This window comes from Kitasatospora sp. DSM 101779, from assembly GCF_025655475.1.
Classification (GTDB): Bacteria; Actinomycetota; Actinomycetes; order Streptomycetales; family Streptomycetaceae; genus Kitasatospora.
Map to the genome: position 1 here is coordinate 5850503 of NZ_JAHTIK010000001.1, position 21535 is coordinate 5872037.

General features: G+C 73.5%; 19 protein-coding genes and 1 pseudogene. 9 read left to right on the forward strand and 11 right to left on the reverse strand.

The window, feature by feature from the left end; translation table 11 throughout:
* The 4 genes and pseudogenes from KSNIM_RS26655 to map form a co-directional block, all read right to left on the reverse strand.
* Nucleotides 1-530: pseudogene (locus tag KSNIM_RS26655) on the reverse strand (hypothetical protein); the annotation flags it as partial.
* A 139-nt stretch (nucleotides 531-669) separates the two neighbouring features.
* Nucleotides 670-1245: a hypothetical protein gene (locus KSNIM_RS26660; RefSeq protein WP_263105662.1), complete on the reverse strand. Its 576-nt coding sequence runs from the start codon at nucleotides 1243-1245 to the stop codon at nucleotides 670-672.
* Complete coding sequence (locus tag KSNIM_RS26665; protein ID WP_263105663.1) at nucleotides 1242-1892, reverse strand: thioredoxin family protein; 651 nt, start codon at nucleotides 1890-1892, stop codon at nucleotides 1242-1244. Before KSNIM_RS26665 ends, KSNIM_RS26660 begins: the two co-directional genes overlap by 4 nt.
* Nucleotides 1893-2041: 149 nt before the next feature.
* Entirely contained in the window at nucleotides 2042-2887 is an 846-nt protein-coding gene (gene map / locus KSNIM_RS26670) for a type I methionyl aminopeptidase (protein ID WP_263105664.1), read from the reverse strand.
* 133 nt (nucleotides 2888-3020) lie between these two features.
* Between map and KSNIM_RS26675 the strand changes: the two genes are divergently transcribed.
* Nucleotides 3021-3254 (forward strand): hypothetical protein, encoded by a 234-nt coding sequence (locus KSNIM_RS26675; protein ID WP_263105665.1) that lies wholly within the window; start codon nucleotides 3021-3023, stop codon nucleotides 3252-3254.
* A gap of 30 nt (nucleotides 3255-3284) precedes the next feature.
* On the opposite strand, the gene KSNIM_RS26680 is transcribed toward KSNIM_RS26675, so the two are convergent.
* Entirely contained in the window at nucleotides 3285-4625 is a 1341-nt protein-coding gene (locus KSNIM_RS26680) for an MFS transporter (protein WP_263105666.1), read from the reverse strand.
* 77 nt (nucleotides 4626-4702) lie between these two features.
* Entirely contained in the window at nucleotides 4703-5290 is a 588-nt protein-coding gene (locus KSNIM_RS26685) for a hypothetical protein (protein ID WP_263105667.1), read from the reverse strand.
* A gap of 47 nt (nucleotides 5291-5337) precedes the next feature.
* On the opposite strand from KSNIM_RS26685, the gene npdG reads away from it, so the two are divergent.
* Nucleotides 5338-6039 (forward strand): NADPH-dependent F420 reductase, encoded by a 702-nt coding sequence (gene npdG / locus KSNIM_RS26690; RefSeq protein WP_263105668.1) that lies wholly within the window; start codon nucleotides 5338-5340, stop codon nucleotides 6037-6039.
* 175 nt (nucleotides 6040-6214) lie between these two features.
* A complete protein-coding gene (locus KSNIM_RS26695; RefSeq protein WP_263105669.1) occupies nucleotides 6215-6415 on the forward strand; it encodes a hypothetical protein in 201 nt (66 codons plus the stop codon).
* A 52-nt stretch (nucleotides 6416-6467) separates the two neighbouring features.
* Here KSNIM_RS26695 and KSNIM_RS26700 read toward each other — a convergent pair whose 3' ends face one another.
* Nucleotides 6468-7277, reverse strand: coding sequence for a site-2 protease family protein (locus tag KSNIM_RS26700; protein ID WP_263105670.1), 810 nt, complete (start codon nucleotides 7275-7277; stop codon nucleotides 6468-6470).
* A 165-nt stretch (nucleotides 7278-7442) separates the two neighbouring features.
* Here KSNIM_RS26700 and KSNIM_RS26705 point away from each other — a divergent pair, with 165 nt between their 5' ends.
* Nucleotides 7443-10820, forward strand: a complete 3378-nt coding sequence (locus KSNIM_RS26705; RefSeq protein ID WP_263105671.1) for an AfsR/SARP family transcriptional regulator — start codon at nucleotides 7443-7445, stop codon at nucleotides 10818-10820.
* A 30-nt stretch (nucleotides 10821-10850) separates the two neighbouring features.
* On the opposite strand, the gene KSNIM_RS26710 is transcribed toward KSNIM_RS26705, so the two are convergent.
* From KSNIM_RS26710 to panB, 3 genes are all read right to left on the reverse strand, one after another.
* On the reverse strand, nucleotides 10851-11666 hold the full coding sequence (locus KSNIM_RS26710) for an ABC transporter permease (RefSeq protein ID WP_263105672.1): 816 nt from the start codon (nucleotides 11664-11666) through the stop codon (nucleotides 10851-10853).
* Nucleotides 11663-12673, reverse strand: coding sequence for an ATP-binding cassette domain-containing protein (locus tag KSNIM_RS26715; RefSeq protein ID WP_263105673.1), 1011 nt, complete (start codon nucleotides 12671-12673; stop codon nucleotides 11663-11665). Before KSNIM_RS26715 ends, KSNIM_RS26710 begins: the two co-directional genes overlap by 4 nt.
* Nucleotides 12674-12891: 218 nt before the next feature.
* The gene (gene panB, locus KSNIM_RS26720; RefSeq protein ID WP_263105674.1) at nucleotides 12892-13758 is read right to left on the reverse strand and encodes a 3-methyl-2-oxobutanoate hydroxymethyltransferase; all 867 of its coding nucleotides are present in this window, start codon (nucleotides 13756-13758) and stop codon (nucleotides 12892-12894) included.
* Nucleotides 13759-14035: 277 nt separating this feature from the next.
* On the opposite strand from panB, the gene KSNIM_RS26725 reads away from it, so the two are divergent.
* The 4 genes from KSNIM_RS26725 (at nucleotide 14036) to KSNIM_RS26740 (ending at nucleotide 18177) form a co-directional block, all read left to right on the forward strand.
* Nucleotides 14036-15643, forward strand: coding sequence for an MFS transporter (locus KSNIM_RS26725; protein ID WP_263105675.1), 1608 nt, complete (start codon nucleotides 14036-14038; stop codon nucleotides 15641-15643).
* A 42-nt stretch (nucleotides 15644-15685) separates the two neighbouring features.
* Nucleotides 15686-16357, forward strand: coding sequence for a TetR/AcrR family transcriptional regulator (locus KSNIM_RS26730; protein WP_263105676.1), 672 nt, complete (start codon nucleotides 15686-15688; stop codon nucleotides 16355-16357).
* A gap of 185 nt (nucleotides 16358-16542) precedes the next feature.
* Nucleotides 16543-17538, forward strand: coding sequence for an endonuclease/exonuclease/phosphatase family protein (locus KSNIM_RS26735; protein ID WP_263105677.1), 996 nt, complete (start codon nucleotides 16543-16545; stop codon nucleotides 17536-17538).
* A 72-nt stretch (nucleotides 17539-17610) separates the two neighbouring features.
* Nucleotides 17611-18177, forward strand: a complete 567-nt coding sequence (locus KSNIM_RS26740) for a maleylpyruvate isomerase N-terminal domain-containing protein (protein ID WP_263105678.1) — start codon at nucleotides 17611-17613, stop codon at nucleotides 18175-18177.
* Nucleotides 18178-18203: 26 nt separating this feature from the next.
* Here the strand turns inward: KSNIM_RS26740 and KSNIM_RS26745 are convergent, their stop codons facing one another.
* Nucleotides 18204-19958, reverse strand: a complete 1755-nt coding sequence (locus KSNIM_RS26745) for an NAD+ synthase (protein WP_263105679.1) — start codon at nucleotides 19956-19958, stop codon at nucleotides 18204-18206.
* Nucleotides 19959-20169: 211 nt separating this feature from the next.
* Between KSNIM_RS26745 and glnA the strand changes: the two genes are divergently transcribed.
* Nucleotides 20170-21531: a type I glutamate--ammonia ligase gene (glnA, locus tag KSNIM_RS26750; protein ID WP_263105680.1), complete on the forward strand. Its 1362-nt coding sequence runs from the start codon at nucleotides 20170-20172 to the stop codon at nucleotides 21529-21531.
* Nucleotides 21532-21535 lie beyond the last annotated feature (4 nt).

Genomic DNA, 21535 nt, shown 5'->3' on the forward strand with positions numbered 1-21535 from the left:
ACCAGCTGGCGGCAGGCCCGGGCGGGCACCCGTGCCGCGTACACCTGCAGGTAGGTGTCGAAGAGGGCGGTGCGGGTGGGCGGTGCGGGCGGGCGCAGGTCCCCGTCCGGGCCGAGGCCGTGCCACAGCTCCTCCTGCCGGTGCTCGGGCAGTCGGCGGAAGGCCTGCAGCAGTGGCGCGTCCTGTTCGACGGCGGCCAGGGCGCCGGCGAGGTCCGGCCCGGGGTGGTGGGCGGCCGCGGCGTGCAGCCAGGCGCGGAAGCCGTCCGAGAGGTCGGCCGCCCGTCCGGTGTCCGCCCACAGCGCGGCCGTGCACCGGACCGCGGCCACCAGGTGCGGCCGCCGCGCGCCGGCCGTGGGGAGGTTGCGGGAGGCCTCGTCGACCAGGCGGCGGGCGGTGGCCTCGTCCGGGCAGCACAGGCGTGCGTAGCCGAGGACCGCGGCCCGGTGGCGGTCGGCGGGCCCGTGGGAACGGCGGGCGGGTGCGCCCTCCGCGGGCGGCGGCGCGGAGTCCTGCATCGGTCTGTCCATGGGTGTGTTCGTCCGGTTACTGGGTCGTCCGGTTACTGGGTCGTCCGGGCTGTCGGGGTGCCGGGTCGTCCGGGTGCCGGGTTCGGGCCGGCGGCCGTACCGGGTGGGGCCCGGTACGGCCGCGGGGATGGGGGCGCGGTCAGCTGCTCGGCGTGGCCCGGCCGGGGGCGGCGAACCGCACCGAGCCGTCGTCGACGGTCAGTTCGACCGGGTGGGAGTCGACGGGGAACAGACAGCCCTTGGTCTCGCTGCACGCGGCGTAGCCGACCAGCACGGTGGCCGGCCCCTCGTGGGCGCGGTGCACGGGCAGGGTGACGGTGACCGGGCCGTCCGGGTAGACCGGTACCGGCGGCAGCCCGCCGGGCAGTTGGAGGTCGTGCACGGGGGAGCCGGTGGCCGGCCGGCCGGTCTGTTCCAGGCCGCCGCGCAGCCGTAGCGCGATCGGCCGTCCGATGCCGTCGACGCCGCCGGGCGGCAGGTCGAGGCTGTAGAGGTGGTAGCCCGCCGCGGTGGGGGTGAACACGGCGCTCAGGGTGCCGGCCGAGCCGTCCCACCGGTCGACGGAGAGGTCGACCGTGACGCCGTTCTCGGTGAACCGCGCCGAGGACGGGGCCGCCGCCGGGCGGGCGGTGGAGGCGCAGCCGGCGGTCGGGCCGAGCACCAGCCCGGCCGCGAGCACGGCCGTCCACGTCCGGCCCGGCCGGGGCGCCGTCACTTCGCCCACTGGCGGAGGAAGCCGTCGAAGCCGGTCTCGGTCAGCTTCGGCAGGCCCGTCCGGTTGGTGTTGGTGACGACCGAGTTCTTGGCGTCGACGACGATGATCACGGGGGTGCTGAAGCCGTGCGAGCTGTCGTAGCGGCCGAGGATCGCCATGTTGGTCCGGTTGTTCTCCAGGTCGATCTTCACCACGTGGTACGAGGCGTCCAGGGTGCTGCGGATCCGGCTCTTGGCGAAGAGCCCGTCGACGGCCCGGCAGACCCCGCACTCGTTGGTGCCGAAGTCGAGCAGCACGCGTCGGCCGTCGGACTTCGCCAGGGCGAGGGCCCCGTCGATCTCCTTCTGGGCGTTCGCGGACGCGTTGTAGCCGGCCAGCGAGACGCGCTTGGCGGCGGCGGCCGGGGTGGACGCGGCCGCGGTGGCCGAGCGGCTGGGCGCCGCGCTCGCCGAGGGGCTCGCGGTGGTCGGCGTGGCGGAGGTCGGGCTCGGCAGCGGCGCCGGCAGGTCCTGGGCCACCGCGGTGGTGCTCGCCGGTGCGGCGGCGGTCGCGCCGTCGGAGGAGTCGGCCGGCCCGCAGGCGGCCAGTGAGGCGGCGGCGGTCAGCGCGGCGAGGACGGCTCCGAGGGATCTGCGGTCGAGGGTCATGGACGGTGCTCCCGGGGGCAGTGCCGCCCGGCGGCCCGGGGGAGGGCAGGACGGACGGCGCGAGGGTGGGTGGTGCTCCTTGCCCTGGGAGATCGCACCCGGGGCCGCGGATAACGGAAATCCGCGGCCCCGTCCGTCCCGGTGAAGTCCTACGGCAGGGTGAGGATCTCCGCGCCGTCGGCGGTGACCACCAGGGTGTGCTCGAACTGGGCGGTCCGCTTGCGGTCCTTGGTGACGACCGTCCAGCCGTCCTCCCAGATGTCGTAGTCGTACGTGCCCAGGGTCAGCATCGGCTCGATGGTGAAGGTCATGCCCGGCTTGATCACCTCGGTGGCCCGCTCGCTGTCGTAGTGCGGGACGATCAGGCCGGAGTGGAACGAGGTGTTGATGCCGTGGCCGGTGAAGTCGCGGACGACGCCGTAGTCGAAGCGCTTGGCGTAGGACTCGATGACCCGTCCGATGACGTTGATCTGCCGGCCCGGCCTGACCGCCTTGATCGCCCGGTTGAGCGCCTCCCGGGTGCGCTCGACGAGCAGCTTGGACTCCTCGTCGACGTTGCCGCACAGGTAGGTGGCGTTGAGGTCGCCGTGCACGCCGTGGATGTAGGCGGTGGCGTCGATGTTGACGATGTCGCCGTCCTGAAGGACCGTCGAGTCCGGGATGCCGTGGCAGATCACCTCGTTGATCGAGGTGCAGATCGACTTCGGGAAGCCGCGGTAGCCGAGGTCGGACGGGTAGGCGCCGTGGTCGCACATGTAGGCGTGCGCGACCGCGTCCAGTTCGTCGGTGGTGACGCCCGGCGCGATGAGCTTGGCCGCCTCCTCCATCGCCCGGGCGGCGATCCCGCCGGCGATCCGCATCTTCTCGACCGTCTCGGCGCTCTGCACCTCCGGGCCGGTGTACGGCGTGGGCGCGGGCCTGCCCACGTACTCCGGGCGCGCGATGTGCGCGGGAACCTTGCGGGTGGGGGACACGGTGCCGGGTACGAGAGCCATGCCGCGAGTCTATCCGCCGGGCCCCTGCCGACCCGGTCGCCGTACGGGCGTCGGGCGGGGGTGCCCCGTGTGTACGGGCGCGGCGCCGGGAAAGGATCATCCCGGGACGACGAAGCGAACAGGAGCAGCTCTCATGCCCATGGGATTCGGCCGCAAGGCCACCGGCAAGCCCGGCGAGTGGTTCTACTGCATCAAGCACGGCAAGGTCGAGGAGGGCCCGGAGTGCCCGGCCAAGGACCGGCTCGGCCCGTACGCCACCCCCGGCGAGGCCGCCGCGGCGCTGGAGATCGCCGCCGAACGCAACCGGGAGTGGCAGAACGACCCGCGCTGGCACGACGGCCCGTCCAAGGACGCCGACGAGGACTGACGGGCCGGGCCGGGCGCGGCCGATCCGCCGTCAGGCCGCCGGCACCGGCTCCCGGCCGTCGGCGTCGCGGGTCTGGGCCGCGGCCCGCACGGCCGCCGCGTTGGGGTCCGTCCGGTCGTCGTAGGCGAGCAGGCTCGGCAGCGCCACGGCCAGCAGCGCGACGCCGACCACGCAGACCGCGCCGCCGCTCCAGATCGCGCCGCGCACGCCGATCAGTCCGGCCGCGCCGCCGGCCCGGACCTGGCCCAGCTGCGGGCCGACCGAGTAGCTGAGCAGCTCCACCCCGGCGAGCCGGCCGCGCAGTTCGTCCGGGATCGACTGGTTCCAGAGGGTGGAGCGGGCGATGCCGCTGATCTGGTCGGCGCCGCCGGCCGCGGCCAGGCAGAGCAGCACCAGCCAGATGTGGCCGGTCAGGCCGGCGAGCGTCATCGCGGCGCCCCAGCCGAGCGCGGCGAGGACGAGCATCCGGCCGTGCCGATGGATCCGGGAGGTCCAGCCGCTGGTCGCCGAGACGGCCAGCGCACCGGCCGCCGAGGCGCCGTACAGCAGGCCGAGCGCCCAGCCTGCGTCCAACTCGGCGGCCAGGAAAGGGAAGATCGCCACCGGGAAGGCGAACAGCATCGCGCAGACGTCGATCGCGTAGGTGCCGAGCAGGTCCTTGCGGCTCCACGCGTACCGCACGCCGGTCGCGACCGCCCGCAGCGAGGGCCGCTCGGCGCCGGACGGCGGCGGCACCGCGCGGATCCGGGCGAGCAGCAGCAGCGAGACCGCGAAGCTTGCGACGTCCAGCGCGAAGGCGGTCTGCACCCCGGCGACCGCCACGACCACACCCGCCAGCGCCGGCCCGGCCACCGAACCGACGTTCCGGTAGAGCGAGTTGAGGGCGAAGGCGGCCGTCAGCTGCTCGTGCGGCACGATCCGCGGGGTGAGCGAGTCCAGCGCCGGACGCTGCAGCCCGTCCACCGCCGCGACCAGCGCGGCGACCACGTAGATCGGCCACAGCAGCGGCTGCGGCAGCAGTGCGTTGACCAGCAGCAGCGCGCTCAGCAGGCCGAGCCCGGCCTCCGCGAGCAGGACCAGCCGGCGCCGGTCCATCGCGTCCGCGAGTGCTCCGCCCCACAGGCCGAACACCACCAGCGGCACCAGCTCGACCGCGCCGACCAGGCCCACCTGGAAGGAGGAACCGGTGAGGTCCTTGATCTGCAGCGGCACCGCGACGTAGGTGAGGAAGCTGCCCAGGCTGCTGACGCAGCCCGAGCTCCAGAGCAGCCGGAAGTCCCGCGAGCTGCGCCAGGGCGCGGTGTCGGGGAGCAGTCCGCGCAGGGCGGTGCGCAGCCGCTTCGACGGCGGTGGCGGTGGTTCGGAAGTCACGGTCGGCCATCCTCGGTCGGCCCGGCACCGCAGGCAACCGAATTACCGGCCGTACACCACCGATCCGCGGTGCGCGGTCACCAGCGCAGCACCGGCGGCGCGACCAGGCGCCCGGCGAGCCCGGCCAGCCGGCTGCGCAGCCCCCGGGCGGGCCGCGCCGAGGCGGCCGCGCCGACCAGGTGCTGCACCAGGTCGAACGGGCCCTCGCCGGCCACCGGCACCGCCAGCCGCTCGTGGGCGAGTGCGCCCAGTTCGGCGTCGCCGGTGTCCAGGGCGAGAACCGTCGCGCCGCCGCGGCGCGCGTCCTCGACCCGCTCCAGCAGCCCCTCGCCCGGCTCGTGCGGCGCCACCACCAGCACGGTGCTGCCGCGCGGCGCCTCGCCGAGCCGCCGCAGCCCGTGCGCCAGGTGCGCCGGGGCCGCCGCCGGGACCTCGTGCCGCACCAGCACCGGGGCCAGACCGGCGACGCCGGAACAGGCCGCCTCCTCGTCCAGGTGCGCGGCCAGGTGCCACGGCTCGTAGCGTTCGGTGCCGACCAGCAGCAGGCCCGCCGCGGTACGCCGGGTGACCGATCGGTGCAGGGCGCCGCCGAAGGCCCGGGTGACGTCCAGCAGGCCGCTGCCGGCCAAGGTCGCGCTCAGTGCGGAAAGTCTCACCGCGTCCATGCGGCACAGCATGGAGGAGCGGCCGGGGCTTTGGCAGGATCTTGTCCATGACGCAACCCGAATCGGTGAATCCCGCCGCCGCGGCGGCCCCCGCTCCGCTCGACGTGTCCTCGCTCGTCGTGGGTGTCCTCGGCGGCACCGGCGACCAGGGCCGCGGCCTCGCCTACCGGCTGGCCAAGGCCGGCCAGCAGGTGGTCATCGGCTCCCGGACGGCCGAACGGGCCGTGGCCGCCGCCGAGGAGCTCGGACTCGGCGTGCGCGGCGCGGACAACGCGGCGTGCGCCCGGGAGAGCGACGTCGTGATCGTCGCCGTGCCGTGGGACGGCCACGCCGCCACCCTCGCGGCCCTGCGCGAGGAACTCGCCGGAAAGATCGTGGTGGACTGCGTCAACCCGCTCGGCTTCGACAAGCAGGGCGCCTACGCGCTCAAGCCGGAGGAGGGCAGCGCCGCCCAGCAGGCCGCCGCCCTGCTGCCCGCCTCCCGGGTGACCGCCGCCTTCCACCACCTGTCGGCGGTCCTGCTGCAGGACGCCTCGATCGAGGAGATCGACACCGACGTGATGGTGCTCGGCGAGGACCGCGCCGCCACCGACACCGTGCAGGCGCTGGCCGAGCGGATCCCCGGCATGCGCGGCATCTTCGCCGGACGGCTGCGCAACGCCCACCAGGTCGAGTCGCTGGTCGCCAACCTGATCTCGGTGAACCGCCGCTACAAGGCGCACGCCGGGCTGAGGATCACCGACGTCTGAGCCGTTCGGGGGAGGGGACCGACGGTCGGACGAACGGCCGCCGAAGGTCCCCTCCCGCAGGTCCGGACGGCCCGCAGGAGGGGGCCTCGGCCGCCGCGCGGGCGCCGGTCGGTGAGAATGGGGTGTCCGCTGCCGCCGGCCCAGGCCGGCGGTGCCCCCACCCAGGAGTCCCGCCATGCCCCGCAACGCCCTGCTCGCCTCGATCGTCCTCGTGCTCGCCGTGACGGCCGCCGTCGTCTCCTTCGTCGAGGGCAACTGGTTCGGCGTGATCTGGGTGCTGATGGCCGGCGTCGCCTCGAACATGGCCTGGTACTACATCCGCAAGGACCGCCACGAGCGCGCCGCGGCCGCCGCCCGCGCCGAGCAGCAGCTCTAGACCGGCAGCTCCGGAGCTGCGGCTCAGGGCCGGCAGCTCCGGGCCCTCCGCGTCACTCCCAGAAGCGGAAGAGGAACTGCCCGACCACCGGGTAGGCCTTGGAGACGCCGAACAGGTCGGTGATCGCGAAGACCAGCTCGGAGAACCAGCGGCTGGCCGCCGTCTGCCAGAAGATCACGAACACCGCGAGCATGCCGTACGGCGCGAAGGGCTCGATCGCGCGGCGGGTCTTCAGCGACAGCCAGGGCTCGACGATGCCGTAGCCGTCCAGGCCGGGCACCGGCAGCAGGTTCAGCAGCGCCGCGCTGACCTGCAGGAACGCCAGGAATCCGAGGGCCGCGGGGAAGGCCGAGACGATCAGCTCCCGGCCGTCCAGCACCGCGGGGTGCGCCGGGTCGTCGAACACCCCGGAGCTGACCAGGACGAGCAGGCCGATGCCGATCACCACGTTCACCAGCGGGCCGGCCGCCGAGATCAGGCTGTGCTTGAGCCGGCCGCGGATCCGGTGCCGCTCGATGTACACCGCACCGCCCGGCAGGCCGATACCGCCCATGATCACGAAGATCACCGGCAGCACGAAGCTCAGCAGCGCGTGCGCGTACTTGAACGGGTTCAGCGTCAGGTAGCCCTTGGCGCCGATGGTGATGTCCCCGCTGTGCAGGGCCGTCCGCGCGTGCGCGTACTCATGCAGGCAGAGCGAGACCATCCAGCCCGCCACCACGAAGAGGAACACCCCGAAGCGGGGATTGCCGAAACCGCTCACCACCGCCCACGCGGAGGTGGCCAGGGTCGCGAGCAGCACCCAGAAGACCGGGCTGATCCGGCTCTCCTCGCTGCGGCGCTGCGTGGTGGCGAAGGTCATGGTGCGAAAGCTCCGTGGATGGCCGGGGGCGGGCAGGGGACGATCATGCCGCGCGGCTCGCGACCGCGACAAGCCGTCACCGAAGAACGCACCGCACCCGCCCACGGTTCCACCGGTGCGAATATCCGTGCGCCCGCCGCGCTGCCCGTCGACCAGAATGGGCCCGTGCACTACGGCATCCTCGGCACCACCACGGCCCACCACGACGACGGCACCCCGGTACCGCTCGGCGGAGCCCGGCTGCGCGCCCTGCTGGCCGCGCTCGCCCTGCGCCAGGGCCGGCCCGTCCCGGCCGACCTGCTGGTCGACGAGGTGTGGGGCGACGAACCGCCGCAGGACTCCTCCGCCGCCCTGCAGACCCTGGTCGGCCGGCTGCGCCGCACCATCGGCCGCGAGGAGATCGGCTCCGGGCCGGCCGGCTACTGGCTGACCGGTCGCCGCACCGACGCCGACGACTTCCTGCGGCTCGCCGCCGACGGCCGCCGGGCCCTCGCCGCCGGCGACCACCAGGAGGCCGCCGACCGGCTGCACAGCGCGCTCGCGCTGTGGCGTGGCCCGGCCCTCGCCGACCTGCCCGACCGGGCCGGCCCCGCCGTCCGGCTGGAGGCCCGGCGCGAGGAGGCCCGGCGGCACCGGATCACCGCCGACCTCGCCCTCGGCAACACCGCCGACCTCACCGCCGAACTCGCCGAACTCTGCGAACTGCACCCGCTCGACGAGCAGTTGCACGCGCTGGCGATCCGCGCCCTGCGCGCCGAGGGCCGCACCGCCGAGGCCCTGCAACGCTACGAGGACACCCGCCGCATCCTGGCCGACCGGCTCGGCACCGACCCCGGCCCGGAGCTGCGGGCCCTGCACGCCGAACTGCTGGCGCCCGCACCGGCCGCCGTACCGGCACCCGCCGCGGCGCCCGCACCGGCCCCGGCGCCCGCACCGGCCGCCGCCGTCCTGACCGTCCCGGCCGTGCCGACTGCCGCGGCCGGCAACCTCCGGCCCCGGCTCACCAGCTTCGTCGGCCGCGACGGCGATCTCACCGCCCTCGGCCGCGCCCTGACGGCGGGCCGGCTCACCACGCTCACCGGCCCCGGCGGCTCCGGCAAGACCAGGCTCTCCGTGGAGGCCGGCCGTGCCGCCCAGCGCGGCGGCTCCTGGCCGGACGGCGTGTGGATGGTCGAGCTCGCCCCGCTGGAGGACTCCCTGGCCGTCCCCGGCGCCGTCGCCGCCGCGCTCGGCCTGCGCGAGACGGTGCTGCACACCGGCGGCGCCGTCGCCGAGGTGATGGACGCCCGCCGCAGCGACCCCGTCCGCCGGCTGGTCGAGCACTGCGCCCCGCGCCGGATGCTGCTCGTCCTCGACAACTGCGAGCACCTCGTGCAGACCGCCGCCGAACTCGCCGACCGGCTGCTCGCCGAGTGCCCCGGGCTCACCGTCCTCGCCACCAGCCGGGAGCCGCTCGGCGTCCCCGGCGAGGCCGTGCTGCCGGTCGAGCCGCTGCCCGACCCGGCCGCGCTGCGCCTGCTCGCCGAACGCGGCGCCGCCGCCCGGCCCGGCTTCGACCCCGCCGAGGACCCGGAGGCCTGTGCCGAGATATGCCGCCGCCTGGACGGCCTGCCGCTCGCCATCGAGCTCGCCGCCGCCCGGCTGCGCGGCCTGACCCCGCGCCAGCTCGCCGACCGCCTCGACAGCCGGTTCGCCCTGCTCACCGCCGGCTCCCGCACCCTGCTGCCCCGCCAGCAGACCCTGCGCGCCGTCGTCGACTGGAGCTGGGACCTGCTCGGTGAACGCGAACGCGCCGTGCTGCGCCGGCTCTCCGTCTTCGCCGGCGGCTGCACCCTGGAGGCCGCCGAGCAGGTCGTCGCCGACGGCACGCAGGTACGCCGCGAGGACGTCGCCGACCTGCTGCTCTCCCTGGTCGACAAGTCCCTGGTGGTCGCCGACCTGGAGAACGGCCCGCGCTACTGGATGCTGGAGACCATTCACGAGTACGCCGCCGAGAAGCTCGCCGAGGCCGGCGGCGACGGCGCCGCGCAGCGCCACGTCCGCTCCTTCCGCGAGCTCGTCCGGATCGCCGACCACCACATCCACGGGCACGAGCAGATCGACCGGCTCGCCGAGCTCGACGGCGAGCAGGAGAACATCCGCGCCGCGCTGCGCACCGCCGTCGAGCTCGGCGACGAGGAGGAGGCGCTCGTCCTGGTGCTCGGCATGAGCTGGTTCTGGTCGCTGCGCGACAACCGGCGCGAGGCCCGCGAGTGGTACGACGCGGTCTGCGCGCTCGGCCCCGACGCCTACGCCGACGACGCGCCGAAGCCGGTGCCGCTGGAGGCCGACCCGCTGGACGCGCCGCCGCCGCTGCCGCAGGAGATGCTGGACGAGGCCCGTCGGCAGGTCCAACTGCACCGCCTGGTCGACCTGTTCACCGGCAACATGGCGGCGATCGGCGACCCGGCCGCGATCGAGCTGGCGAACCGGGTGCTGGCCACCTACACCCCGGACCTGCCGCAGTCCTACCGGTTCCCGGCGCTGCTGCGGGTGTTCGCGGTCTTCCTCTCCGGCGAGCTGGACCGGATGCGCGAGACGATGGACGACGCCGTCGACGGCTGCCGCCGGTACGGCCGCCCGCTGGATCTCGCCTTCGCCCTGCAACTGCGGGCCCGGCTGCTCAACGACTGGGTCGGCGGCCTCGACCAGGCGGTCGCCGACAGCGCCGAGGCGCTGGACATCTTCACCCGCCTCGGCAATCGCTGGGGCATGTCCGAGGCGCTCTCCGCGCAGGCCGAGAACGCCGCCAAGCAGGGCGACGGACTGCGGGCGGCAGAGGCCTACCGGCAGGCCATCGAGATCGCCGCCGAGCTCGGCGCCTGGCAGGAGGTGCCGCTGCTGGAGGTCCGGCTCGGCGAGGCGCTGTTCGAGTTCGACGAGGCCGACGGCGAGCGGCGGATCCGCGAGGCGCTGGAGTCCGTCCGGGCCGCCAACCACGCGGCCGACGGCACGATGCTCTACGGCCGGCTGGTGCTCTGCAACATCCTCACGCAGCGCGGCGAGTACGCCCGGGCGCTGGCGGAGCTCGACCGGCTGGAGATGAACAACCGGGCGTTCGGGCCGATCGTGCCGGGGGTGTTCGAGGGCATCGTCGCCTGTATCCGCGGCTGGGTCACCGCCCGGGCCGGCGACGCGCCGCGCGGCCTGGAACTGCTCGCCGTGGGACGCCGGGAGATGAAGGGCGTGCCCGGCGGGGCGACCGCCTTCGCCGAGCACATGGCGGTGATGCTGATGCTGCCGGCCACCGGCATCGTGCTGGCGCTCGCCGAGCAGCAGGAGGACCCGCGGCCCGCGGCCGGCCGGGCGGCCGTGCTGCTCGGCGCCCACGACGCCCTGCACGGCAGCCGCGGCTCGTACATGGAGCGCCGGGAGCGCGACCGCATGGCGCAGGTGCTGACCGGCCTGCTCGGCGCCGAGGCGTACGAGGCCGGGTACGCCGAGGGCGGCCGCCTCACCCTCTCGGAGGCGGCCGCCCTGATGGACGACCCCGGCGCCTTCTGACGCCGTGCCGGGCGGAAGTCCGGCGCGGCGTCAGGTCCGCTTGCGGAAGCGGGCCACGGCCAGCGGCGCGGTGACGGCGGTGATCGCCACCGACCAGGCGAGCACGATCGTCACCGAGTGGGTGAGCGGGCCGCCGTTGATCAGGTTGCGGCAGGCGTCGGCCAGCGCGGACAGCGGGTTGTACTCGGTGAAGGCCTGCAGCCAGCCGGGCATGGTGGTGGTCGGCGCGAAGATCGAGCTGCCGAACTGCAGCGGCATCATGACCAGCATGCTGACGCCCTGCACGGCCTGGGCGCTGCGCAGCGACATGCCGAGCAGCATCGAGATCCAGACGATCGACATGCCGAACAGCAGGGACAGGCCGACCGCAGCCAGCAGCTGCAGGAAGCCGGTCTTGATCTCCAGCCCGAGGATCATCGAGAAGCCGATGAGGATGGTGAAGGAGACCAGGCCGCGGCAGGTCTCGGCGACGATCTTGGACAGCAGCACCGCGGCCCGGCCGATCGGCAGGGTCCGGAAGCGGTCCATCACACCGGTCTGGAAGTCGCTGTTCAGTCCGGTGCCGACGGCCATCGCCAGGTTGAGGCCGGTGGTGCCGAGCAGGCCCGGGATCATGTACTGGATGTAGTCGTGCTGGCTGCCGGAGACCGCGCCGCCGAAGACGTAGACGAACAGCACGGTGAAGATGATCGGGATCAGCAGCGCGTCGAGCATCGACTCCGGGTCGGCCTTGATCCGCATCAGGTTGCGGCGGGTCAGCGCGCCGACGTGGCGCAGGTGTCCGGCGAGGCCGATCCGCGGGTCGTCCGCGTGGGCGGTGGCGGGGGCGAGGGTGGCGGCGGTCATGCCACGGGCTCCTTGTCGAGGATCGGGGCGGCGGGGGCGGACGGCTTGCCGGTGATGGCGAGGAAGACCTCGTCGAGGCTGGGGAGCTTGGTGTCGATGCCCGCGATGCCGAAGCCGCGGGTGCCGAGGACGCCGACGACGGCGGTGAGCTGGTCCTCGCCGGTGAGCTGCACGGAGAGCAGGCCGGTGTCGGCGGAGAAGGTGGCGGCGACGCCGGCCTCGTGCAGGCAGCGGGCCATCTCGGGCAGTTCGGCCGGGTGCAGCGGGCGGACCTGCAGCGTCTGGCCGCCGACCTGGGTCTTGAGCTCCTCGATGCCGCCGGCGGCGATGACCCGGCCGCGGTCGATCACGGTGAGCTCGTGGGCGAGCTGCTCGGCCTCCTCCATGTACTGGGTGGTCAGCAGCACGGTGGAGCCCTCGGCGACCATCCGCTGGACCTCGTCCCAGACCTCGTTGCGGGTGCGCGGGTCGAGGCCGGTGGTGGGCTCGTCCAGGTAGAGGACCTTCGGGCGGCCGATCATCGAGGCGGCGAGGTCGAGACGACGGCGCATGCCGCCGGAGTAGGTCTTGGCGGGCCGTTTGGCGGCCTCGGTGAGCGAGAAGCGCTCCAGCAGCTCGCCGGCGCGGGCCTTGGACTCCTTGGCGGAGAGGTCGAGCAGCCGGCCGATCAGGTAGAGGTTCTCGTAGCCGGAGAGCAGCTCGTCCACCGAGGCGTACTGGCCGGTGAGGCCGATGGTGCGGCGCAGCTGCTTGGGCTGGCGCAGCACGTCGTAGCCGCCGACGACGGCGGTGCCCGCGTCCGGCTTCATCAGGGTGGAGAGGATCCGCACCAGGGTGGTCTTGCCGGCGCCGTTCGGGCCGAGCAGGCCGAGCACGGTGCCCTCGCGGACGGTCAGGTCGACGCCGTCGAGCGCACGGGTGGCGCCGAAGGTCTTGACGATGCCGCGGACCTCCACGGCGTGGTTGCGGGGCCCCCGGTCGTTCGGGGCGGTGGCGATCGGTGTCATGTCCCACAGACTGCCCGGGCCCGCTGTCGCCGCTCTGTCGTCCGACTGCCAGCGCGGGTCCGGCCGCCGCCGTCCGCTGTCACCCCACTGTCACCCCGCTGACGATCCGCTGTCGGCGCCCCGGTACGCCGACGGCGCACCCGCCGCGGGGGCGGGTGCGCCGTGGCGCTGCGTCAGCCGGTGCGGTGCCGTCGGCCGGCCGGCAGGCTGTGCCGGGGTCAGCTGAAGCTGTGCTCGGGCGCCGGGAAGGTACCCGCGGTGACCTCGGCCGCGAACTCGCGGGCGGCGTCGCCGAGGACGGCCCGCAGGTTGGCGTACTGCTTGACGAACTTCGGCACCCGGCCGGCCGTCATGCCGGCCATGTCCGTCCAGACCAGCACCTGGGCGTCGGTGCCGACGCCCGCGCCGATGCCGACGGTCGGGATCGCCAGCTGCTCGGTGACCTGGGCGGCGAGCTCGGCGGGCACCGCCTCCAGCACCACGGAGAAGGCGCCGGCCTGCTGCACGGCCTTGGCGTCGCGCAGCAGCTGGTGGGCGGCCTCGTCGCCGCGGCCCTGGACGGGGTAGCCGCCGAAGGCGTGCACGGACTGCGGGGTGAGGCCGATGTGGGCCATCACCGGGATGCCGGCCTCGACCAGCAGCTCGATCGAACGGGCGCTGCGCTCCCCGCCCTCCAGCTTCACCGCGCCGACGCCGGCCTCCTTCATCAGGCGGGCGGCGTTGTGCATCGCCTGGGCCGGCGACTCCTGGTACGAGCCGAAGGGCATGTCGCCGACGACGAGGGCCCGCTTGGTGCCGCGGACGACGGCCGCGGAGAGCATCACCATCTGGTCCATGGTCACCGGCACGGTGTTCTCGTAGCCGAGGTGGCAGTTGCCGGCCGAGTCGCCGACGAGCAGCACCGGGATGCCCGCCTCGTCGAAGACACCGGCGGTCAGCGCGTCGTAGGCGGTCAGCATCGCCCAGCGCTCGCCCTGCTGCTTGGCCCTGGCCAGGTCGCGCACGGTCACGCGCCGGTTGGTGATGCCGCCGTAGAGCACGGTGCCTTCCTGCGACGGGGCAGGCTGAAGCGGAGAAGCGTTCATCGAACAGGCTCCTGAAGGGTTGTCGTCTCGTGGCGCCGTACGGCGTCCCCGGATCTGCTCCCATGCTTGCACGCCGCCCGCCCGCCGCAAAGACCCGGGGCACGGGCCGTCCGTCCCCCTCTGCTCGCCGCCCGGTCCGGAACCCTTTACCCAGACTTTGCGATACGGGTCCGTCTCGTATCGAAAAACGGGCTACGCTTGAGCCGAACGGGTTACGAGACGCCATCGGCTCGTAAGTCCGCACAGGCTCTTTTCGTACGGACGGGGAAACCACGCCATGACCACCGCCGCGCCTCCGCGCACACCGGGCACACCCGAAGCAGTCCACCGCCAACGCTGGGCGATCCTGGGCACCCTGATCCTCGCCCTGCTCGTCGTCGTCCTCGACAACTCGATCCTCAACGTGGCGATGAAGACGATCGCCCAGCCCGCCCCCACCGGCCTCGGCGCCAGCCAGAGCGACCTCGAGTGGGCCATCAACTCCTACACCCTGGTCTTCGCCGGCCTGCTCTTCACCGCCGGCCTGCTCGGCGACCGGCTCGGCCGCAAGTGGTCCCTGCTCGGCGGCATGGCCGTCTTCGGCCTCGGCTCGCTGCTCTCCGCGGTCGCCGACAGCCCCGGCCAGCTCATCGCCTTCCGCGCGGTCATGGGCCTCGGCGGCGCCTTCGTGATGCCCGCCACCCTCGCCATCATCATGAACGTCTTCGACCGCAAGGAGCAGCCGAAGGCGATCGGCATCTGGGCCGGAGCGGTCGGCCTCGCCATCGCCATCGGCCCGATCACCGGCGGCCTGCTGATCGAGCACTTCTGGTGGGGTTCGGTCTTCCTGGTCAACGTGCCGATCGTGATCGTCGCCCTGGTCGCCATGTCGATCCTGGTGCCGAACTCGCGCGACCCCAAGCCCGGCAAGCTCGACCCGGTCGGCGTGGTGCTCTCCGTGATCGGCCTGGTCGCGCTGATCTACGGCATCATCAAGGGCGGCGAACTCGCCGACTTCACCGCCACCGGCGCCTGGGTGCCGATCCTGATCGGCCTGGTCGCCCTCGCCGCCTTCGTCCTCTTCGAGCGGCGCACCGCCCACCCCGCGCTGGACGTCACCTGGTTCCGCAACCGGGTGTTCTCCGCCTCGGTCGTCGTCATCGGCGTGGTCTTCTTCGCACTGATGGGCGTCTCCTTCTTCGGCGTCTTCTACACCCAGAGCGTCCGCGGCTACAGCGCCCTGCAGTCCGGCATGCTGATGCTGCCGCTGGCCGCCGCCCAGATGGCCTTCGCCCCCCGCGCCCGGCTGGTCGTCGACCGCTTCGGCGTCCGCGCCACCTGCGCCGGCGGCATGGCCCTGATCGTGGTCGGCTTCCTCGGCTACCTGCTGCTCGGCACCACCACGCCGATCTGGGTGCTGGTCGTCATCGGCTTCGTGATGGGCGCCGGCATGGCCCACGTCATGCCTCCGGTCACCGTCGCCATCATGGGCTCGCTGCCCCGCGAGAAGGCCGGCGCGGGCTCCGCCATCAACAACACCTTCCGCCAGGTCGGCGGCTCGCTCGGCGTCGCCGTGCTCGGTGCGGTGCTGTCCACCGTGTACCGGGACGGCATGAGCGACCACCTGGACAAGCTCCCCGCCGGTATCCGCGACAAGGCCGGCGAGTCCCTGGAGGCCACCCTGGCCGTCGCCGAGCGCACCCGGACGCCGGGCCTGGTCGCCCCCGCCGAGGACGCCTTCGTGCACGCCATGCACGTGGTCGCCGGCCTCTCCGCCGGCATCACCGCCCTCGGCGTGGTGCTCGCCCTGGTGCTGCTGCCCGGCAGGGCCCCGGCCGCCCCGGCCGCCGGCCCCGTCGCGGACGGCACCCCGGCCGACAGCGAGCCGCGCCCGACCAGGGTCTGAGCACGTCACCGGGGTCCGAGCACATCAGGAGAGAATGGCGCCATGCACACCGAACCGACCGTCTCGGCATGCGGCGCAGGCGAGGACGGCCCCGCCGCGGAGCTCTGCGCTCCGCGCCGGGGCCGCCCGCGCAGCGAGGCGGCCGAGCAGGCCATCTTCGCCGCCGTCGAGGACCTGATGGAGTCCGGCAAGAGCCTGTCGGAGCTGTCGATCGAACGGATCGCGGCCGCCGCGGGCGTCGGCAAGGCCACCATCTACCGGCGCTGGCCCAACAAGGAGGCCCTGCTGGTCGAGGTCGTCGCCCGGCTGGAGTCACCGCTGCCCGAGCCGAGCGGCGGCACCGTCCGCGAGGAGCTCGTCCGCATGGTCGACTACATGCGCAAGCGAGGCCTCGCCAAGCGCTCCCGCTGGATGCTCAAGTCCGCCCTCAGCCAGATGAACGCCTGGCCGGAGCTGCGCGAGGCCTACCAGGAGCAGGTGGTCAAGCCCCGCCGCGAGCTCGCCCGCGCGATCGTCCGCCGCGGCGTCGACGAGGGGGTCCTCCGTTCGGACCTCGACGTCGAGCTGGTCTGCGAGATCGTCATCGGCCCGATCCTGCTGCGCTCCGTGCTCTGGGACGAGGCCCCGCTGGACGACCCGGACCTCGCCGAGCAGATGGTCGACGCCGTCCTCAACGGGGTCGGCGCACAGCCGTCCGGAGGGCGTTCCCGCTGATCCGGGGCGTGCCGCAACCTTCCGGGGCACTCGCGCGTCCCTGCCGTCATAGGCTGAGCCGAGAATACGACCGGGAGTGTGCGGCGGGTCCCACCGACCTGCCGCACACTCCCGCCCGGCGCGGCCGGAACGGGCACGGACCATCCCGGCGGGAACGAGACGCCGGGTGCGGAGGAGCGGGGCGCATGGTGCAGGCGGACGAGGCAGTGGCAGCAGCGGACGGCGCACCGGCCCCACCGGCCGGCGGCCGCCGCTGGCTGGACCCGCGCCGCGGCTGGGTCACCGCGGGCCTCGCCGTTCTCACCGCACTGCTGCTGGCCTTCCACGCGGCCGTCCCCAACCGCTGGGGCAACCTGGGCAGCCTGCTGGAGACCTTCCTGCCCTGGCTGGGCCTGGCCGTGCCGGTGCTGCTCGCGGTCGGCCTGTGGCGCCGCTCGGCGACCGCGCTGACCGCGGTGCTGCTGCCGGCGATCGTCTGGCTGAACCTCTTCGGCGGCCTGCTGACCGACAAGGGCGGCGGCCGCGGCGACTTCACCGTGCTCACCCACAACGTGGCCGCCGCCAACAGCGACACCGCCGGCACCCTGAAGCTGCTCAACGGCTCCGGCGCCGAGATCGTCGCGCTGGAGGAGATCGCACCGAGCGCGGCCGCCGTGTACACCGAAGGGCTGGCCGCCCGGTACCCGCACCACGTCGTGCAGGGCACCGTCGGCCTGTGGTCCACCTACCCGATCGACGACGTCCGGGAGGTCGACATCAAGATCGGTTGGACCCGCGCCTTCCGAGCCGAGGTCACCACGCCGCAGGGCCCGCTCGCCGTGTACGTCGCCCACCTGCCGTCGGTTCGGGTCAAGTCGGAGAGCGGCTTCACGGCCGGCCGGCGCGACCACAGCGCGCAGGCCCTGGGCGACGCCATCGAGGCAGAGCAGCTGAAGAAGGTCATCCTGCTCGGCGACCTCAACGGCACCATGAACGACCGCAGCCTGGCACCGATCACCTCGCAGATGCGCTCCGCGCAGGGCGCCGCGGGCGACGGCTTCGGCTTCTCCTGGCCGGCCGCCTTCCCGATGGCCCGGATCGACCAGATCCTCAGCAAGGGCAAGCTGACCCCGACGGACTCCCGGGTGCTGCCCTCCGACGGCAGCGACCACCGCGCGGTCACCGCCACCTACCGGTACTGACGCCGCCCGCGCCGCCGTCGTCGGCGGCGGCGCGGGGTCCGCGTTCCGCCGTGCCGTGCGACGATGGCTGGCATGGACGGACGCGACGTGGACCGGGCCCTCACCGCGGCGCTGGACGTGCTGGTCCTCCACGAGGAGGACGACTGGTCCGTCCAGGCCGGGCCGCTGACCTGGACGTGCCGAGAGACCGCCGTGCACGTCGCGCACGACCTGCTCGCCTACGCCGGCCAGCTCGCCGCCCGGCCCCGCGAGAGCTACCTGCCCTTCGACCTGGTGGTCCGCCGGGAGGCCCCGGTGGACGAGGTGCTGCAGGTCGTCCGGGCCGCGGGCGGGCTGCTGGTCGGCGCGCTCGCCGTCAGCGGGCCGGAGGCCAGGGCCTGGCACTGGGGCCCGTGCGACCCGTCCGGATTCGCGGCCATGGGCGTCGCCGAGACCCTGCTGCACACCTGGGACATCACCCGGGGCCTGCGCGCCGAGTGGCACCCGCCGGCCGCGCTCTGCGCCGCGGTGCTCGCCCGGCTCTTCCCGGACGCGCCGCCCGGCGAACCGGCCGCCGTCCTGCTCTGGTGCACCGGGCGGGCCGCCCTGAGCGGCCGGCCGCGGCGCACCTCCTGGACCTGGCAGGCCTCGCTCGGCTGAGCCGCCCGCCCGGCGCGCCCCGGTCGTCAGCCGCGGCGCCACCGGTTGGTGATCGGCAGGCGGCGGTCCCGGCCGAAGCCCTTGGCCGAGATCTTCGGGCCCGGCGGGTACTGCCGGCGCTTGTACTCGGCGGTGTCGACCAGCCGGACGACCCGGTCCACCACCTCGGGCGCGAAGCCCTTGGCGACGATCGCGTCCCGGCCGAGGTCGCCCTCGACGTACAGGTCGAGCACGGTGTCCAGCAGGTCGTAGTCGGGCAGCGAGTCGGTGTCGACCTGGTCCGGCCGCAGCTCCGCGGACGGCGGCTTGCTGATGGTGTTCTCCGGGATCGGAGGCACCTCGCCGCGGGCCTCGGCGGCCTCGTTGCGCCACCTCGCCAGCCGGAAGATCAGCGACTTGTAGACGTCCTTGATGGGCCCGTACGCGCCCACCGAGTCGCCGTACAGGGTCGAGTAGCCGACCGCCAGCTCGCTCTTGTTGCCCGGCGCGAGGACGATGTGGCCCTCCTGGTTGGAGACCGCCATCAGCAGCGTGCCGCGCAGCCGGGACTGCAGGTTCTCCTCGGCCAGGCCGGTCAGGCCCAGCGAACCCATGTAGGCGTCGAACATCGGGGCGATCGGCACGGTGCGGAAGTTGAGGCCGGTGCGGCGGGCCAGCTCGGCCGCGTCGTCCTTGGAGTGCTCCGAGGAGTACCGGCTCGGCATCGAGATGCAGTGCACGTTCTCCGCGCCGACCGCGTCGACCGCGATCGCGGCGACCAGCGCCGAGTCGATGCCGCCGGAGAGACCGATCAGCACCGACTTGAAGCCGTTCTTGCGCACGTACGCCCGGGTGCCCTCGACCAGCGCGGCGTAGATCTCCGCCTCGTCGTCCAGGCGCGGCGCGATCTCGGCGGCGACCGGCTCGGCCGGGGCCGGCAGCGGCCCGCCGCCCAGGTCCACCCGCACCAGGTGCAGGCCGTCGGTGAGGATCAGCCCGTCGGTGTGCTCGGCGGAGGCGGCCGGCAGCTCCAGGTCGGTGAGCAGCAGCCGCTCCTCGAACTGCGGGGCCCGGGCGAGTACCTCGCCGTCCTTCGAGACCACCACCGAGTCGCCGTCGAAGACCAGCTCGTCCTGGCCGCCGACCATGTTCAGGTAGGCGAGGGTGCAGCCCGCCTCGGCGGCCCGCCGCTGCACCAGGTCCAGGCGGACGTCGTCCTTGTTCCGCTCGTACGGCGAGCCGTTGACCACCAGCAGCAGGCCGGCCCCGACCTCGCCCGCGGCGGTGGCGCGGCCGCCGTCCTGCCAGATGTCCTCGCAGATCGCCAGCGCGACGTCGACGCCGTGCAGGGTCAGCACCACCAGGTGGTCGCCGGGGACGAAGTAGCGGTACTCGTCGAAGACGCCGTAGTTGGGCAGGTAGTGCTTGGCGAAGCGGGTGACCACCTCGCCGCGGTGCAGCACCGCGGCGCAGTTCTGCGGGGAGCCGGCCGGGCGGTGCAGGCGCGGCGAGTCGTGGTCGGAGCGGCCCAGGTAGCCGACCACCACCGGCACCTCGCCCAGGCCCTCGTCCCGCAGACGGGCGGCGAGCTCCACCAGGGCGGAGCGCGAGGCCTCCACGAAGGAGCCGCGCAGGGCGAGGTCCTCGACCGGGTACCCGGTCAGGGCCATCTCGGGGAAGGCGACCAGCTGGGCGCCCGCGTCGGCGGCCTGCCGGGTCCAGCGCACCACCTCGTCGCTGTTGCGGGCGATGTCGCCGACCCAGGGGTCGTTCTGGCACAGGGCGAGACGCAGATTCGGCATGGCCACGAGTGTAATCGTCTAACTGACGTTATGTCGCGGGGGGTGCCCCTCGGGTCCGCCGTCCACCCTGTGGTCAGCGGCCACCCAGGGGTGGACGCCCGGCGATGATCCGCCATGATGGGATCGGTCGCGGGACCAAGCGCCGCTCCGGCCACCGCCCGCCGCCGCCGGGCGTAACACGGACGTAAAGAGCAGAGGTGAGACTGTCCCCATGGGCAAGCAGCAGGAGTTCGTGCTTCGCACGCTCGAGGAGCGTGACATCCGTTTTGTCCGGCTGTGGTTCACCGACGTCCTCGGGTTCCTGAAGTCGGTCGCAGTCGCGCCCGCCGAGCTGGAGCAGGCCTTCGAGGAGGGCATCGGCTTCGACGGCTCGGCGATCGAGGGCTTCGCCCGGGTCTACGAGTCCGACATGATCGCCAAGCCGGACCCGACCACCTTCCAGATACTGCCGTGGCGCTCCGAGACCCCGGGCACCGCGCGCATGTTCTGCGACATCCTCATGCCGGACGGCTCCCCGTCCTTCGCCGACCCGCGGTACGTGCTCAAGCGCACCCTGGAGAAGGCCTCCAGCCTGGGCTTCACCTTCTACACCCACCCGGAGATCGAGTTCTTCCTGCTGAAGAACCTCCCCGGCGACGGCACCGCGCCGATCCCCGCCGACCAGTCCGGCTACTTCGACCACACCCCGCGCGGCGTCGGCCACGACTTCCGCCGACAGGCCATCACCATGCTGGAGTCGATGGGCATCTCGGTGGAGTTCTCCCACCACGAGGGCGCCCCCGGCCAGCAGGAGATCGACCTCCGGTACGCGGACGCACTCTCCACCGCCGACAACATCATGACCTTCCGCCTGGTCATGAAGGAGGTCGCGCTGGAGCAGGGCGTGCACGCCAGCTTCATGCCCAAGCCGTTCTCCGACCACCCCGGCTCCGGCATGCACACCCACGTCTCCCTCTTCGAGGGCGACCGCAACGCCTTCCACGAGTCCGGCGCCGAGTACCAGCTCTCCAAGGTCGGCCGCTCCTTCATCGCCGGCCTGCTCAAGCACGCCGCCGAGACCGCCGCCGTCACCAACCAATGGGTCAACTCCTACAAGCGCATCTGGGGCGGCTCGCAGCGCACCGCCGGCGCCGGCGGCGAGGCCCCCTCGTACATCTGCTGGGGCCACAACAACCGCTCCGCGCTGATCCGCGTCCCGATGTACAAGCCCGGCAAGCAGGGCTCCACCCGGGTCGAGGTCCGCTCCCTCGACACCGGCTGCAACCCCTACCTCGCCTACGCCGTCACCCTCGCCGCCGGCCTCAAGGGCATCGAGGAGGGCTACGAACTCCCGGCCGGCGCCGACGACGACGTGTGGGCCCTCTCCGACGCGGAGCGCCGTGCGCTGGGCATCCAGCCCATGCCGCAGAACCTCGGCGAGGCCATCGACCTGATGCAGCGCAGCGAACTCGTCGCCGAGACCCTGGGCGAGCACGTCTTCGACTTCTTCCTGCGCAACAAGCGCCAGGAGTGGGAGGAGTACCGCTCCGAGGTCACCCCGTTCGAGCTGCGGAAGAACCTGCAGGTGCTGTAACCGC

Bases quoted from the DNA above. Each gene is read 5' to 3' on its own strand.
- panB (WP_263105674.1), bottom strand. From the start codon at position 13,758: ATGAACGCTTCTCCGCTTCAGCCTGCCCCGTCGCAGGAAGGCACCGTG.
- KSNIM_RS26685 (WP_263105667.1), bottom strand. From the start codon at position 5,290: ATGGACGCGGTGAGACTTTCCGCACTGAGCGCGACCTTGGCCGGCAGC.
- KSNIM_RS26695 (WP_263105669.1), top strand. From the start codon at position 6,215: ATGCCCCGCAACGCCCTGCTCGCCTCGATCGTCCTCGTGCTCGCCGTG.
- KSNIM_RS26675 (WP_263105665.1), top strand. From the start codon at position 3,021: ATGCCCATGGGATTCGGCCGCAAGGCCACCGGCAAGCCCGGCGAGTGG.
- KSNIM_RS26725 (WP_263105675.1), top strand. From the start codon at position 14,036: ATGACCACCGCCGCGCCTCCGCGCACACCGGGCACACCCGAAGCAGTC.
- KSNIM_RS26730 (WP_263105676.1), top strand. From the start codon at position 15,686: ATGCACACCGAACCGACCGTCTCGGCATGCGGCGCAGGCGAGGACGGC.
- KSNIM_RS26740 (WP_263105678.1), top strand. From the start codon at position 17,611: ATGGACGGACGCGACGTGGACCGGGCCCTCACCGCGGCGCTGGACGTG.
- KSNIM_RS26710 (WP_263105672.1), bottom strand. From the start codon at position 11,666: ATGACCGCCGCCACCCTCGCCCCCGCCACCGCCCACGCGGACGACCCG.
- npdG (WP_263105668.1), top strand. From the start codon at position 5,338: ATGACGCAACCCGAATCGGTGAATCCCGCCGCCGCGGCGGCCCCCGCT.
- KSNIM_RS26665 (WP_263105663.1), bottom strand. From the start codon at position 1,892: ATGACCCTCGACCGCAGATCCCTCGGAGCCGTCCTCGCCGCGCTGACC.
- map (WP_263105664.1), bottom strand. From the start codon at position 2,887: ATGGCTCTCGTACCCGGCACCGTGTCCCCCACCCGCAAGGTTCCCGCG.
- KSNIM_RS26745 (WP_263105679.1), bottom strand. From the start codon at position 19,958: ATGCCGAATCTGCGTCTCGCCCTGTGCCAGAACGACCCCTGGGTCGGC.
- glnA (WP_263105680.1), top strand. From the start codon at position 20,170: ATGGGCAAGCAGCAGGAGTTCGTGCTTCGCACGCTCGAGGAGCGTGAC.
- KSNIM_RS26700 (WP_263105670.1), bottom strand. From the start codon at position 7,277: ATGACCTTCGCCACCACGCAGCGCCGCAGCGAGGAGAGCCGGATCAGC.
- KSNIM_RS26715 (WP_263105673.1), bottom strand. From the start codon at position 12,673: ATGACACCGATCGCCACCGCCCCGAACGACCGGGGGCCCCGCAACCAC.
- KSNIM_RS26735 (WP_263105677.1), top strand. From the start codon at position 16,543: ATGGTGCAGGCGGACGAGGCAGTGGCAGCAGCGGACGGCGCACCGGCC.